Origin of the sequence: Mycobacterium sp. SMC-21, from assembly GCF_045310825.1 — a bacterium.
In the GTDB taxonomy this organism is placed as follows: Bacteria; Actinomycetota; Actinomycetes; order Mycobacteriales; family Mycobacteriaceae; genus Mycobacterium.
On sequence record NZ_JBJIAO010000036.1, the window covers coordinates 22,325 to 36,193 of the forward strand.

General features: G+C 67.3%; 13 protein-coding genes. 7 read left to right on the forward strand and 6 right to left on the reverse strand.

Translation table 11 applies throughout. The features are described 5' to 3' along the window. Positions 1 to 167 precede the first annotated feature (167 nt). The 4 genes from ACJH6H_RS24260 to metG all read right to left on the reverse strand — a co-directional run bounded on the left by ACJH6H_RS24260 (position 168) and on the right by metG (position 5,347). Positions 168 to 1,079, reverse strand: coding sequence for an RNA polymerase sigma-70 factor (locus tag ACJH6H_RS24260; RefSeq protein ID WP_226520751.1), 912 nt, complete (start codon positions 1,077 to 1,079; stop codon positions 168 to 170). Beyond that, positions 1,076 to 2,245, reverse strand: coding sequence for an NAD(P)/FAD-dependent oxidoreductase (locus ACJH6H_RS24265; protein WP_406775963.1), 1,170 nt, complete (start codon positions 2,243 to 2,245; stop codon positions 1,076 to 1,078). Before ACJH6H_RS24265 ends, ACJH6H_RS24260 begins: the two co-directional genes overlap by 4 nt. Before the next feature lie 147 nt (positions 2,246 to 2,392). Next, positions 2,393 to 3,748, reverse strand: coding sequence for an NADP-specific glutamate dehydrogenase (gdhA, locus tag ACJH6H_RS24270; protein WP_406775964.1), 1,356 nt, complete (start codon positions 3,746 to 3,748; stop codon positions 2,393 to 2,395). Between the two features lie 9 nt (positions 3,749 to 3,757). Further along, on the reverse strand, positions 3,758 to 5,347 hold the full coding sequence (gene metG, locus ACJH6H_RS24275) for a methionine--tRNA ligase (RefSeq protein ID WP_406775965.1): 1,590 nt from the start codon (positions 5,345 to 5,347) through the stop codon (positions 3,758 to 3,760). A 25-nt stretch (positions 5,348 to 5,372) separates the two neighbouring features. On the opposite strand from metG, the gene ACJH6H_RS24280 reads away from it, so the two are divergent. The 7 genes from ACJH6H_RS24280 to ACJH6H_RS24310 all read left to right on the forward strand — a co-directional run bounded on the left by ACJH6H_RS24280 (position 5,373) and on the right by ACJH6H_RS24310 (position 12,426). After that, complete coding sequence (locus tag ACJH6H_RS24280) at positions 5,373 to 6,206, forward strand: TatD family hydrolase (RefSeq protein ID WP_133427946.1); 834 nt, start codon at positions 5,373 to 5,375, stop codon at positions 6,204 to 6,206. A gap of 128 nt (positions 6,207 to 6,334) precedes the next feature. Then, positions 6,335 to 7,462: a transglycosylase family protein gene (locus ACJH6H_RS24285; protein ID WP_406775966.1), complete on the forward strand. Its 1,128-nt coding sequence runs from the start codon at positions 6,335 to 6,337 to the stop codon at positions 7,460 to 7,462. Next, positions 7,459 to 8,379: a 16S rRNA (adenine(1518)-N(6)/adenine(1519)-N(6))-dimethyltransferase RsmA gene (gene rsmA, locus ACJH6H_RS24290; protein ID WP_406775967.1), complete on the forward strand. Its 921-nt coding sequence runs from the start codon at positions 7,459 to 7,461 to the stop codon at positions 8,377 to 8,379. Before ACJH6H_RS24285 ends, rsmA begins: the two co-directional genes overlap by 4 nt. 65 nt (positions 8,380 to 8,444) lie before the next feature. Further along, entirely contained in the window at positions 8,445 to 9,413 is a 969-nt protein-coding gene (locus ACJH6H_RS24295) for a 4-(cytidine 5'-diphospho)-2-C-methyl-D-erythritol kinase (RefSeq protein WP_226520758.1), read from the forward strand. 293 nt (positions 9,414 to 9,706) lie between these two features. Beyond that, positions 9,707 to 11,344: a fatty acyl-AMP ligase gene (locus ACJH6H_RS24300; RefSeq protein ID WP_293014853.1), complete on the forward strand. Its 1,638-nt coding sequence runs from the start codon at positions 9,707 to 9,709 to the stop codon at positions 11,342 to 11,344. Between the two features lie 146 nt (positions 11,345 to 11,490). Next, positions 11,491 to 11,913: a hypothetical protein gene (locus ACJH6H_RS24305; protein ID WP_406775968.1), complete on the forward strand. Its 423-nt coding sequence runs from the start codon at positions 11,491 to 11,493 to the stop codon at positions 11,911 to 11,913. A gap of 249 nt (positions 11,914 to 12,162) precedes the next feature. After that, positions 12,163 to 12,426, forward strand: a complete 264-nt coding sequence (locus ACJH6H_RS24310; RefSeq protein ID WP_110767396.1) for a hypothetical protein — start codon at positions 12,163 to 12,165, stop codon at positions 12,424 to 12,426. 75 nt (positions 12,427 to 12,501) lie between these two features. Here ACJH6H_RS24310 and pth read toward each other — a convergent pair whose 3' ends face one another. Together pth and ACJH6H_RS24320 are read right to left on the reverse strand one after the other, a co-directional pair. After that, positions 12,502 to 13,077, reverse strand: coding sequence for an aminoacyl-tRNA hydrolase (gene pth / locus ACJH6H_RS24315; RefSeq protein WP_064859487.1), 576 nt, complete (start codon positions 13,075 to 13,077; stop codon positions 12,502 to 12,504). 6 nt (positions 13,078 to 13,083) lie between these two features. Beyond that, positions 13,084 to 13,752, reverse strand: coding sequence for a 50S ribosomal protein L25/general stress protein Ctc (locus tag ACJH6H_RS24320; RefSeq protein ID WP_318986728.1), 669 nt, complete (start codon positions 13,750 to 13,752; stop codon positions 13,084 to 13,086). Positions 13,753 to 13,869 lie beyond the last annotated feature (117 nt).

Sequence of the window (13,869 nt, forward strand, 5' to 3'; positions counted from 1 at the left end):
TGCGTGGACGCACGATCAACTTGGGGCTCTGCTGACTGTGCGCCTCTGCAGACGTCTACTCGCAGACTGTCTGCGTGGACGCAATGTCAACGCGCACAGGGTAATTGCTTGTCAAGTGCTCAGCAGCTCAGTTGCGCCGCGCGGCGCCCCCAGCTCGCGGGATCGGTTCAGCGCGTGATCTCCCGCTCGACCAGCACACCACCGAGCTTGTCGGGGTTCCGCATCGCGTAGAAGTGGCTGATCTTGCCGTCCTCGACCTCGATCAGGATGACGCCCTCGAGCTTCTCGCCGAGGTACAGCACCAGCGCCGGGGCGTTGTTGTACGTCGCCAGGTCGGCGCGCGCCTCGGGGAATCCCGAGACGCCACGCATGAGCCCCAGCAGCAGTCGCCCGACCTTGTCCGGGCCGTACACCGGCCTGCGGGCGGCGCTGACCTTGCCGTCGCTGTCCGCGGTCCACGTGACGTTCGGGGCCAGCAGCGTCATCAGGCCGTCCAGATCGCCGGTCGCCGCTGCCGTCAGAAACTGGGCTGTCACTTCCGCGGACTTCGCGGTGTCGGGCGTGAACCGCTTGCGCCGGGCTTGCACGTGTTCGCGTGCCCGGTGCGCCACCTGCCGGACCGCGGCGGCCGATTTGCCGACTGCGCCGGCGATTTCGTCGTAGTCGAAGCCGAAGACTTCGCGCAGTACGAACACGGCCCGCTCGTCGGGGGTCAGCGATTCGAGAACCACAAGCATCGCCATCGAAACCGATTCGGCGAGAACGACATCCGACGAGGCGTCGCGCTCGTCGAGCAGCAGCGGCTCGGGCAACCACGGGCCGACGTACTCCTCGCGGCGACGCGCGCCGGCCCGCAACGCGTTCAGCGCCTGCCGGGTGACCAACTGCGCCAGGTACGACTTGGTGTCCCGCACCGTGTCGAGGTCGACCTCGGCCCACCGCAGGTAGCTGTCCTGCAGCACGTCGTCGGATTCCGTTGCCGAGCCGAGGATTTCGTAGGCGATGGTGAACAGGAGTGGCCGCAGGTGGGTGAACCGCTCGGCGTGTTCACCCCCTGCGACACTGGCTGAGCCGGTCATGCGCTGACGGTCTCCGCCAGCTGTTCGGCACGCTTGCCGCCCTTGATCACGAATACCGAGCTGGGCTTGCGAGCGGTCCGGCGGATGCCCCACAGCGTGCCCTTGCAGATGGCTTCCTTCAGCTTCGCCGCGACCCGCCCACCGATGTAGTAGTTCGTGGCGGAGTCGTCCTTGCGGGCGATCTGGATGGTCGCCGTGTGCCGACCGAGGCTGACGCACGATCCGACGAACACCGGATCGAGTGGCTCGGGCTCGGTCCCGGCGATCCGGCTCAGCACGGTTCCCACGGCCGTCACGGTGAGGGGGCTCGAGGCCTGGCAGCTCATCCGCAGTGGCTGACCCGACGGCGCGGCGGCGTCCCCGGTGGCGACGATGCGCGGATCGTCGATGCTGGTCAGGGTTTCGTCGGTGAGCAGCCGGCCCAGTTCGTCGGTGCGCAGTCCGCTGGCGGCCGCCAGGTCCGGGGTGCCGAAGCCCGCGGTCCACACCGTCACGGCGCTGCTGATGAAGCGCCCGTCGGCGAGGGTCACCCGGTGGGCGCTGACGTCGCTGACGTCGCCCTCGATCACTGTCACACCCAGCTTGGTGAGGGCCTTGGCCACCGACCGGCGGGCCGGGGCGCTCATCGCCGGCGCGAGCTTGTTGCCGACCAACACGACATTGCGGCCGGCCTCGGCGAATTCGGAAGCCGCCTCGATACCCGTGAGGCCGGCGCCGATGACCACCAACGGCGCCGACAGCGGCACGTCCTGCAGCCGCGCTGCCAGCCGCTCGGCCTGCTCGAATTCGGCCAGCGGATAGGCGAATTCGGCGGCGCCCGGCACCGACGCCGGTACCGTTCCGGTGCTGCCGACCGCGTAGATCAGGTAGTCGTAGTCCAGGGTGTCGCCAGACGCCAGCTCGACGGTGCGGGCGGCCGCGTCGATGCGGGTCGCGGTGTCGACCACCAGGCGCACGTCGTCGGCGAGCAGCGTGTCGTAGCCGTCGGTGGCGTTGTAGTTTCCGGCCGCGTGCTGGTGCAGACGGATGCGCTCGACGAACTTGGGCCGCGGGTTCACCAGGGTGACGGCCACATCGTCGCGCATAAGAACGTGATTGGCCGCCAGCGCGCCGGCGTATCCGCCACCGATGACGACGACGCGGTTGGGCTTCTGGTTTCCGGTCATCACTGCATCTCCTTCGGGGTTGGTTATGCCCTCAAGACACCGGCGGCGCCCGAAATGTGACGCGGTGTGGCGCAGCTCACACTAGCTGTTGTTGATCCTGACGGCCGTGGCGCAAAAGAGCGAGTCACCGCAAGGTCGATGCCCAGGTCAGACGACTCCGAGGGCCGACATCGCGTCGGCGACCCGGATGAACCCGGCGATGTTGGCCCCGGCCATGTAGTTGCCCGGCTGGCCGTATTCGTCGGCGGTGCTCAGGCAGCGGTCGTGGATGCGGCCCATGATCTCGGCCAGCCGCTGCTCGGTCTCCTCGAACGTCCACGAGTCGCGCGACGCGTTTTGCTGCATCTCCAGCGCGCTGGTGGCGACGCCGCCGGCGTTGGCGGCCTTGCCGGGCGCGAAGGCGACCTTGGCCTCGGCGAACAACTTCACTGCTTCCGGGGTGCACGGCATGTTGGCGCCCTCGGCGACGACCTGGCAGCCGGACGCGATGAGTGCCTTCGCGTCGTCGCCGTCCAGCTCGTTCTGCGTCGCGCACGGTAGCGCGATGTCGCACGGCAGCTGCCAGATCGAGTCGTTCTCGACGAATCGCGCGCTGCCGCCGCGCATGTCGGCGTACTCGGAGATTCGGCCGCGGCGTACTTCCTTGAGTTCCTTGAGCAGCTCGAGGTCGACGCCCTTGTCGTCCACGATGTACCCGCTGGAGTCCGAACAGCCGATGACGGTGCCGCCGAGCGCGTGCACCTTCTCGATGGCGTAGATCGCGACGTTGCCGGATCCGGACACCACGACCTGCTTGCCGTCGAAGGACTGCCCGGTGCTGCGCAGGATTTCGTCGACGAAGAACACCGTGCCGTAGCCGGTGGCCTCGGTGCGGACCTGCGAGCCACCCCACGTCAGGCCCTTGCCCGTCAGGACGCCGGACTCGTAGCGGTTGGTGATGCGCTTGTACTGGCCGAACAGATAGCCGATCTCACGGCCGCCGACGCCGATGTCGCCGGCGGGGACATCGGTGTACTCGCCGATGTGCCGGTACAGCTCGGTCATGAACGACTGACAGAACCGCATCACTTCGTTCTTGGAGCGGCCTTTGGGGTCGAAGTCCGAACCGCCCTTGCCGCCGCCGATGGGCAGGCCGGTCAGTGAGTTCTTGAAAATCTGCTCGAAGCCAAGGAATTTCACGATGCCCAGGTAGACCGACGGATGGAACCGCAGGCCGCCCTTGAACGGGCCCAGCGCGGAGTTGAACTCGACGCGGAAGCCGCGGTTGATCTGCTCGGCTCCGGCGTCATCGATCCACGGCACGCGGAAGATGATCTGCCGCTCGGGCTCGAACAGCCGTCGGATGATGGCGGTGTCGGAGTACTCGGGGTGCTTGTCGACGACCGGGCCCAGGCTGGTCAGGACCTCGTAGACGGCTTGGTGGAATTCGATCTCGCCGGCGTTGCGGCGGGTGACTTCCTCGTAGACGTCGTGCAGCCGCTCGTGTAAGCCGTCCTGCGCCATATCTTTTCGTTACTCCTTGGTCTCCGCTTGATAGCGGGGAAATACGCCTTCGGGTGTCGGTAGCACCGTGCCCGGTGCCAGCCGGGTGCCCAGGGCACGGAAGTCCCGTGCCGAGGCGTCCTGCCCAAGAAGGTCGAGCAGCTTCCCCCCGGACTCCGGCATCACCGGCTGCACCAGCAGCGCGGCGATCCGGACCGCCTCCAGCGTCGTGTATAGCACTGTGCCGAAGCGGGTCTGGTCCGACTCAGCGGGAGACTTGCGCAGCACCCACGGTTCTTCGGCCGAGAAGTAGCGGTTGGCGGCACCGAGCATCTGCCAGATGGCCTCCAGTGCCAGATGCATCGCCGGCACGTCGTAGTGCGCCCGCACCTGCTCGAGGAGGGCGTCGGCCTGCTTCAGCAGCTCGAGGTCGGCGGCGGTGAATTCGCCTGGCTCCGGGACGATTCCGCCGAGGTTCTTGTTCACCATCGACAGCGAGCGCTGTGCCAGGTTGCCCAGTTCGTTGGCCAGGTCGGCGTTGATGCGGCCGATGATGGCTTCCTCGCTGTAGCTGCCGTCCTGGCCGAAGGACACCTCGCGCAGGAAGAAGTAGCGCACCTGGTCCAGGCCGAAGGCGTCGATCAGCGCGATGGGGTCCACCACGTTGCCCACCGACTTGCTCATCTTCTCGCCCTTGACGTTGATGAAGCCGTGCGCGAAAACCCGTTCCGGAAGGGCGATTCCGGCCGACATCAGGAACGCCGGCCAGTAGACGGTGTGGAAGCGGATGATGTCCTTGCCGATCATGTGCAGGTTCGCGGGCCAGTACTTCTGGAAGGCCTGCGACGCCTCGTCCGGAAAACCCACGCCCGTCAGGTAATTCGTCAACGCGTCGACCCACACGTACATGACGTGCTCGGGGTGGTCGGGGACCGGGACGCCCCAGTCGAATGTGGTCCGCGAGATCGACAGGTCCTTGAGCCCGCCCGAGACGAAGCTGACGATCTCGTTGCGCCGCACGTCCGGTCCGATGAACTCGGGGTGCTCTTCGTAATGCGCCAGCAGGCGGTCGGTGTAGGCCGACAGCTTGAAGAAGTAGGTCTGCTCCTCGGTCCACGTGACGGGCGTGCCGGTCTCGATGGCGAACCGGCTGCCGTCGCGCACCTCGGTCTCGTCCTCGGCGAAGAAGCGCTCGTCGCGGATCGAGTACCAGCCGGCGTACGTGCCGAGGTAGATGTCCCCGGCCTCGTTCATCCGGCGCCAGATGTCCTTGGACGCCTCGTAGTGGTCGGCGTCGGACGTCCGGATGAACCGGTCGAAGGAGATGTTGAGCTTCTCCTGCAGCGCCTGGAACACGTCGGAGTTGCGCGTGGCCAGCTCCGCGGCGGTGATGCCTTCGGCCGCCGCGGCCTCGGCCATCTTCTGGCCGTGCACGTCGGTACCGGTCAGGTAGCGGACGTCGAAGCCGTCGAGCCGCTTGAACCGGGCGATCGCGTCGGTGGCGATGTACTCATACGCGTGCCCGATGTGCGGTGCGCCGTTGGGGTACGCGATGGCGGTGGTGATGTAGAAAGGGGCGCCTGGGGTGCGCGTCCCCGCGCCGGGGAGAGATTGAGTCATTTGGGTCTCACTTTAGGGTGTCGCTGTGAGCGCCAAACGAGAGAAGCCGCCCGCCCCGGAACCACTGCCCGGACTGATCGACGCCCACACCCACCTGGACGCCTGTGGTGCGACCGACGCGGCGAGCATCAAAGAAATCCTGGATCGTGCCGAAGCCGTCGGCGTCGAGAAGGTCGTCACCATCGCCGACGATCTCGAGGCGGCCGAGTGGGCCGTCGGCGCCGCGCATGCCGATCCGCGCGTGTACGCCGCCGTCGCGCTGCATCCGACCCGTGCCAACGCCCTCGATGACCAGGCCAGACGCACCCTGGAAGGCCTGGCCGCCGACCCGCGTGTGGTCGCGGTGGGGGAGACCGGCATCGACATGTACTGGCCCGGCAAGCTCGACGGGTGCGCCGACGAGGCGACGCAGCGCGAGGCCTTCGCCTGGCACATCGACCTGGCCAAACGGGTCGGCAAGCCCCTCATGATCCACAACCGGGACGGCGACGCCGAGGTTCTCGACGTGCTCAGGTCCGAGGGCGCGCCGGAGACGGTGATCTTCCACTGCTTCTCGTCGGACGCCGCGATGGCCCGCACCTGCGCTGATCACGGCTGGCTCATGAGTCTGTCCGGCACCGTCAGCTTCCGGAACGCGCATGCGCTGCGGGAGGCGGCCGCGATCATCCCGGCGGAGCTGTTGCTCGTCGAAACTGACGCGCCGTTCCTGACGCCGCACCCGTTCCGCGGCGCGCCCAACGAGTCGTACTGCCTGCCGTACACGGTCCGCGCACTGGCCGAGATCCGGAATTCTTCAGCGGCCGAAATTGCCGCGGTGACCTCGGAAAACGCTTCGAAAAGCTATGGACTGTATCATTAGTCCAAGTTGCCGCCTCCCGGGGACGTTCGTTACCGTTCTGTGATCAACCCGGTCGAGGTGGCTTTCATGTGGTCACCGCGGCCGCTGCTCGGGGCCACCCCGGGCTCGATAGACACGGGATTGACGCCTTGAACGTTCTGAACAAATTGCATGATGCGCGCTCGCCGATGCTGCGTGGCGTGACCGGGGCCTTCCTCGCCACGCTGACCGTCGCCGGCGGGTTCGCCGTCGCGAACCACAAGACCGTCACCCTCACCATCGACGGCGCACCGATGACGGTGCAGACCATGAAGACCCGCATCGGCGACGTCCTGACCGAGAACGGCTTCACCGTCGGCGAGCGCGACGACCTGTTCCCCGCGGCCGACCAGGACGTGCACGACGCCGAGAACATCGTGCTGCGCCGCAGCCGCCCGCTCGAGATTTCGCTGGACGGCCAGGGCACGCGTCAGGTGTGGACCACCGCCGCCACCGTGCAGGACGCCCTCAAGCAGCTGTCCATGACCGACACCGCGCCCGTCGCGGCCGACCGCGCCACCCGCGTGCCGCTGGCCGGCATGTCGCTGCCCGTGGTCAGCGCCCGCAACGTGACCATCGTCGACGGCGGTGTGCCGCGCCAGGTGCACCTGGCCGCGGCCAACGTCGCCGGGCTGCTGGCCACCGCCGGCGTGCCGCTGGAGCAGCGCGACACCGTCGTCCCCGCGGCGGCCACGCCGGTGACCGAGGGCATGCAGATCGATGTGACCCGGATCCGGCTGCAGCAGGTGACCATGGAATCGCCGCTGCCCCCGACCATGAACACGGTGCCCGACCCGGCGCTCAACATGAGCCGCAAGGTGGTCGACGATCCGGGCCAGCCCGGCACGCAGAACGTGACGTTCGCCGTTGCCACGGTCAACGGTGTCGAGACCGGTCGGCTGCCGGTCTCCAATCAGGTGCTGACCCCGGCGCGCGACGGCGTCCTGCGTGTCGGCGCCAAGCCCGGCACCGAGGTGCCGCCGGTGACGCAAGGGGCTGCCTGGGATGCGCTGGCGCGTTGTGAGTCCACCGGCAACTGGGCCATCAATACGGGCAACGGTTTTTACGGTGGCGTCCAATTTGATCAGAACACCTGGGAACGACAGGGTGGTCTGCGTTATGCTGCGAGAGCTGATCTTGCGACACGTGAAGAGCAGATCGCGATTGCTGAAGTGACGCGAGCCCGCCAAGGTTGGGGTGCCTGGCCAGTGTGTAGCGGGAGAATTGGGGCACGATGACGATCCGGCTACTCGGTCGAACCGAAATCCGGCATCTGGCAAAAGAGCTTGATTTCCGGCCGCGTAAGGCCTTCGGACAGAACTTCGTGCATGACGCCAACACGGTGCGGCGCATCGTGTCGGCCTCCGGGGTGAACCGGCAGTCCCACGTCTTGGAGGTCGGCCCGGGTCTGGGCTCGCTGACGCTGGCGCTGCTGGACCGCGGCGCGAAGGTGACGGCCGTCGAGATCGACCCGGTGCTGGCCCGCCAGTTGCCGACCACGGTCGCCGAGCACTCCCACAGTGAGATCGGCCGGTTGACGGTGATCAACCGCGACGTGCTCGACCTGATGCCGTCCGACTTGGAAGAGCAGCCGACCGCGCTGGTCGCCAACCTGCCGTACAACGTCGCGGTGCCGGCAATCCTGCACCTGCTCTCGGAATTCCCGACCATCCGCACCGTCATGGTGATGGTCCAGGCCGAGGTCGCCGAGCGGCTCGCCGCCGACCCCGGCACCAAGGACTACGGGGTGCCCAGTGCCAAGGTGCGGTTCTTCGGCAACGTGCGGCGCTACGGCATGGTGTCGCCGACGGTGTTCTGGCCGATCCCGCGGGTCTACTCGGGCCTGGTCCGGATCGACCGGCACGAGACGTCGCCGTGGCCGACCGACGACAGCTTCCGCTCGCAGGTTTTCGACCTGATCGACATCGCGTTCGCGCAGCGGCGCAAGACGTCGCGCAACGCGTTCGCGGAGTGGGCGGGTTCGGGCAATGCCTCGGCCGAACGGCTGCTGGCCGCCAGCATCGATCCGGCACGTCGTGGCGAGACCCTGGCGATCGCCGACTTCGTGCGGTTGCTGCAGCGTTCCGGTGAGCTGGATCGCGAGCAGCGCGCCACGGCCCCGGAGCCTGAGCAGCAGGTCGACGCCACCCACTGAGGCCGGCGGGCAGCCTTTTCCACACTTGGTGTTGTGGCTCTCGCCGCGGGCGTTAATGTCGTGGCGTGTCTACGTCGGATGGAAACACTGCTTCTGAGTGGGTACCCACAGGCTCGGTGACCGTCCGCGTGCCGGGCAAGGTGAATCTGTACCTCGGTGTCGGTGACTGTCGCGATGACGGCTATCACGAGCTCACCACGGTGTTCCACGCCGTCTCCCTGTTCGACGAGGTGACCGTTCGCAACGCGGACCTGCTGTCGGTGGAGATGTTCGGCGCCGGTGCGGAAGGCCTGCCGACCGACCACCGCAATCTCGCCTGGCGGGCCGCGGAACTGATGGCCGAGCACGTCGGCCGCGCGCCCGACGTCGCGATCTCCATCGAGAAATCCATTCCGGTGGCCGGCGGCATGGCCGGCGGTAGTGCCGACGCGGCCGCTGTGCTGGTCGCGATGAACAATCTCTGGGAGCTGGGTGTGCCCCGGCGGGACCTGCATGCGCTGGCGGCCCGGCTCGGCAGCGACGTGCCGTTCGCGCTGCACGGTGGCACCGCGCTGGGCACCGGCCGCGGCGAGCAGTTGGCCACGGTGTTGGCGCGGAGCACGTTCCACTGGGTGCTGGCATTTGCTGAGGGTGGGCTGTCCACGCCGAAGGTTTTCGCTGAGTTGGACAACCTGCGAGAGGATGCCCGGGCGGGCGGGCCGCCGGCGCTGGACGATCCTGAGCCGTTGCTGACCGCGTTGGCCTCCGGTGATCCGCGCGAGCTGGCGCCGCTGCTGGGCAACGATCTGCAGGCCGCGGCCGTCAGCCTGGACACCGGGCTGCGGCGCACGTTGCGCGCGGGCGTCGAAGCGGGTGCCCTGGCGGGCATCGTGTCCGGTTCCGGGCCCACCTGCGCGTTCCTGTGTGCATCCGCCGAGGACGCCGTCGAGGTCGGTACCCAGCTTTCCGGTGCCGGGGTCTGCCGGACGGTACGTGTGGCCAGCGGCCCGGTGCACGGCGCCAGGGTGGTGCCGGCGCCCAGCAAGCAGGCCTGATCGGGTGTGCCGCCGGGTGTGACCCAGCACTCAATTCGGCCAACAGTTTGTTAGCTACTTAAGAGTCTCTTAAGATGATCGATGGTGTATGCCAGCGGCCAGGCGTGGAACGCAATGGTTTTTCTCACCGGCGGTGTCGGTGGGCGGATGCGCAGCGCCGGAGTCATGGCAGCGGAGCCATCGATTCGAGATATAACCGCGGCCGAATTGTGCGTGCGCGCCTCTACAAGTGCGCCTGGCACCGGACGGACTATGGAACGACGGGCAGTGGCGCCTGACGTCAGGAGGTTGTCGTGAGCCGATTTACCGACAAGATGTACTACAACGCTCGTACATCGCAGCGGGGCATGGTCACCGGTGAGCCGCACGAGCCGGTGCGCCACACCTGGGGTGAGGTCCATGAGCGGGCGCGCCGTATCGCAGGCGGCCTGGCGGCCGCGGGCATCGGCCCCGGCGACAAGATCGGTGTGTTGGCCGGCTTCCCGGTCGAGATCGCCCCGACGGTCCAGGGCATCTGGATGCGCGGTGGCAGCCTCACCATGCTGCACCAGCCGACCCCTCGCACCGACCTGGCCGTCTGGGCTGAAGACACCATGAACGTCATCGGCATGATCGAGGCCAAGGCCGTCATCGTGTCCGAGCCGTTCCTGGTGGCCATCCCGGTGCTGGAGGAGAAGGGCCTGCAGGTCCTCAAGGTCGGCGATCTGCTCGCTGCCGAGCCCATCGACCCCGTCGAGACCGGCGAGGACGATCTCGCGCTGATGCAGCTGACCTCGGGTTCGACCGGGTCGCCGAAGGCCGTGCAGATCACGCACCGCAACATCTACTCCAACGCCGAGGCCATGTTCATCGGCGCCGAGTACGACGTCGACAAGGACGTCATGGTCAGTTGGCTGCCGTGCTTCCACGACATGGGCATGGTCGGCTTCCTGACCATCCCGATGTACTTCGGCGCCGAGCTGGTCAAGGTCACGCCCATGGACTTCCTGCGCGACACCCTGCTGTGGGCCAAGCTGATCGACAAGTACAAGGGCACCATGACGGCGGCCCCGAACTTCGCGTACGCGCTGTTCGCCAAGCGGCTGCGCCGCCAGGCCAAGCCGGGCGAATATGACCTCTCCACCCTGCGGTTCGCGCTGTCCGGCGCCGAGCCCGTCGACCCCGCTGACGTCGAGGACCTCATCGACGCCGGTAAGCCGTTCGGGCTGAAGGCCTCGGCCATCCTGCCGGCCTACGGCATGGCCGAGACCTGCCTTGCGGTGTCGTTCTCGCCGTGCAACGCCGGCCTGGTCGTCGATGAGGTCGACGCCGACCTGCTGGCCGCGCTGCGGCGTGCCGTGCCCGCCTCGAAGGGCAACACGCGTCGTCTGGCATCGCTGGGCCCGCTGCTGCGCGACCTCGAGGCCCGCGTCGTCGACGAGGACGGCAACGTCCTGCCCGAGCGCGGTGTCGGCGTCATCCAGCTGCGCGGCGAATCGGTGACCCCCGGTTACATCACCATGGCCGGTTTCCTGCCGACGCAGGACGAGAACGGTTGGTACGACACCGGTGACCTTGGGTACATCACCGAGGAGCAGAACGTCGTGGTGTGTGGCCGCGTGAAGGACGTCATCATCATGGCGGGCCGCAACATCTACCCGACGGACATCGAACGCGCGGCGGGCCGGGTGGAAGGTGTGCGCCCGGGCTGTGCCGTGGCGGTGCGCCTGGATGCCGGTCATTCGCGTGAGACGTTCGCTGTCGCAGTGGAATCCAACGCCTGGCAGGACCCGGTGGAAGTGCGCCGGATCGAGCATCAGGTGGCGCACGAGGTCGTGACCGAGGTCGACGTGCGGCCGCGCAACGTGGTCGTGCTGGGCCCCGGCACCATCCCGAAGACCCCGTCCGGCAAGCTCCGTCGCGCCAACTCGGTGGAACTCGTCACCGGCTAGGTTTGTGAAGTCGTGAAAACCCCTGATCTCCAAGGAGATCGGGGGTTTTTACGTTTTCCACACGGATGGGCTTGCCCGCTACGCTGAGCGAAAGCTGTGAACCCCGGGTAATCTCGCCAATTACCGACGAGAGGACCGGCGTATTCATGAGGCGTGTGGTGGCTGCCCTGGCTGCAGTGCTCGGCGCGGGCGCCATCGCCGCGGTACCCGGTTGCGCCGACGGCTCGGCGGGCGTGCTCGGGAAGCCGAACAACATTGCCGCAGCGGTCGGTTCCGGTGTCCGGGGCGGCGTCATCGTCGGCTTCACCGCGACCGGGCCTGACGTCCGTGCGGCCTCTGTGGCGGTGATCGCGGCGTGTAACCGGGCCGGCGCCGACCAGTGCACGAGTGATGAGGTCACCAACGATCGGTTGTGCATCGTCAACGTGCACGCCCCCGAGAGCGGTGTCGTGGCCGGCGGCGCGGGGCCGACGGTCGAGGACGCCCGCCGCGACGCGTTCAACCGGGCGGCGGCGAACAACACTCCTCTTGCTGCGGACTCGCCGACACTGGTGTCGTCGTGCCCGTGAACTGAGGCACGCATGCAGCGGTCGTGACGAATTCCGTTGCATGGGAAAGTTCCTCGGCTGTTCGGTGACGTTGCTCACCGCCTTTTTCAAGATCGCCAGGTCACCGCATTTCGGCTGCTCACGGACATGTGAGTTTGCCATGAGTTCATGGCACGGTCACATGGCCGAAACATATAGTCGAACTAACATGCGGGGGCCAGAAGGCAGGCTGAGGGACAGACGGCCTTCCCCCGAAAGTGAGAAGGTGACATGACTCATCAAGGCAAGCGCACGATGGCAGCTCTGCTGGTGGGCCTGGCCTCGGTCAGCGGCATCATGGCGCCCGTCGCAGGTGCCCGCCCGACCTGTCAGGACTCCGGCAGCACGTCGACATGCGAGACGAACGGCAGCGTGGCGATCAAGGCGACCCCGGGCATCCGTACCCAGGACACCACCCAGAGTTCGCGCGTGGGCGCGCAGGGCCGCCGTAACTGCTACACCGATGCCGTTGACCGGCAACACATCTGCGGATAATCTTCCCGCGAGAATCGCGAAAGCCCCCAAATTCGGTGGAATTTGGGGGTTTTCGTGGTTTTACGGCCGGAATGGCTACCAGGCGTGGACGGTGTTCTGTGCCGCCTCGACGCCGTGCTGCAGTAGCAGTTCCGTTGCGTCGGCGGCTTGTTCGAGGATGGTGCCCAGTTCGGGCCGTTCCCTCGAATTGAAGTTCTCCAGCACGAACGCGGCCGGGTCCTGCCGTCCCGGTGGGCGGCCGACGCCGATGCGGACGCGCTGAAAGTCCTTGGTGCCCAAGGCGGAAGCGATCGAGCGCAGGCCGTTGTGGCCGCCCTCGCCGCCGCCGAATTTGAGCCGGATACGGCCGAAGTCGATGTCCAGCTCGTCGTGGAGCACCACGACGTCAGCCGGTGCGACCGAATAGAACTTCGCCAAAGGCCCGACGTGCCTGCCGGATTCGTTCATGTAGGTGCGCGGCTTGGCGAGCACCACGGACCGGCCTCCCAGCCGGCCCGTGGTGACCTCAGCTCCGGATTTCTTGTGCACCTTGAATCCTGAGCCGATGCGCTCGGCCAGGATGTCGGCAACCAGAAATCCAACGTTGTGCCGCGTTGTTTCGTAGCGCGGCCCAGGATTGCCCAGGCCGACCACCAGCAGTGGCTCGGCCAAAGCGGACTACTCCGACTCGGCAGCGGCCTCTTCGGCCGCCTCGCCCTCGGCTGCGGCCTCTTCGCCCGAAGCGGCCTCTTCCTCGCCGGCGCCCTCGGCGTCCAGGTCCTCGGCGGTCGGCGCGGTGACGACGTTGACGACCAGGGTCTCGGCGTCGGTCACCAGGGTGACGCCCTTGGGCAGCTCGACCTGGCCGGCCAGGATCTGGGTGCCGGCCTCGACGCCCTCGACCGAAATGGTCAGCGACTCGGGGATCGACAGGGCCTCGGCCTCGATCTGGATGGTGTTGGCGTCCTGGGTGACCAGGGTGCCGGGGGCGGCGTCGCCCTCGACGAGGACGTTCACGTCGACGGTGACCTTCTCGCCACGCTTCACGACGATCAGGTCGGCGTGCTCGATGTTGCGCTTGATCGGGTGGACGACGACCTGCTTGGTCAGCGCGAGCTGCTCCTTGCCGGCGATGTCCAGGGTCAGCACCGCGTTGGTGCCCGAGTTACGCAGCACGGCAGCGAAGTCGTGGGCGTTGATCTCGAGGTGCTGGGGGTCGGTGCCGTGGCCGTACAGGACAACGGGCACGCGGCCTTCGCGACGGGCCAGACGCGAGGCGCCCTTGCCGGTCCGGGTGCGGACCGCAGCGGTCAGATTGTTCGAGGTGGGGGCCGCGTTCTTGGCCATGTGAATCGCTCCTGATGCCGTATCTACTGGGTGGCACGGCCAGGGCTGGGATATCTGCGCACATACGTGCTGTGAATTCCCGTCGATAACGGTGGCCCGAAATCGGACCGACCCTCG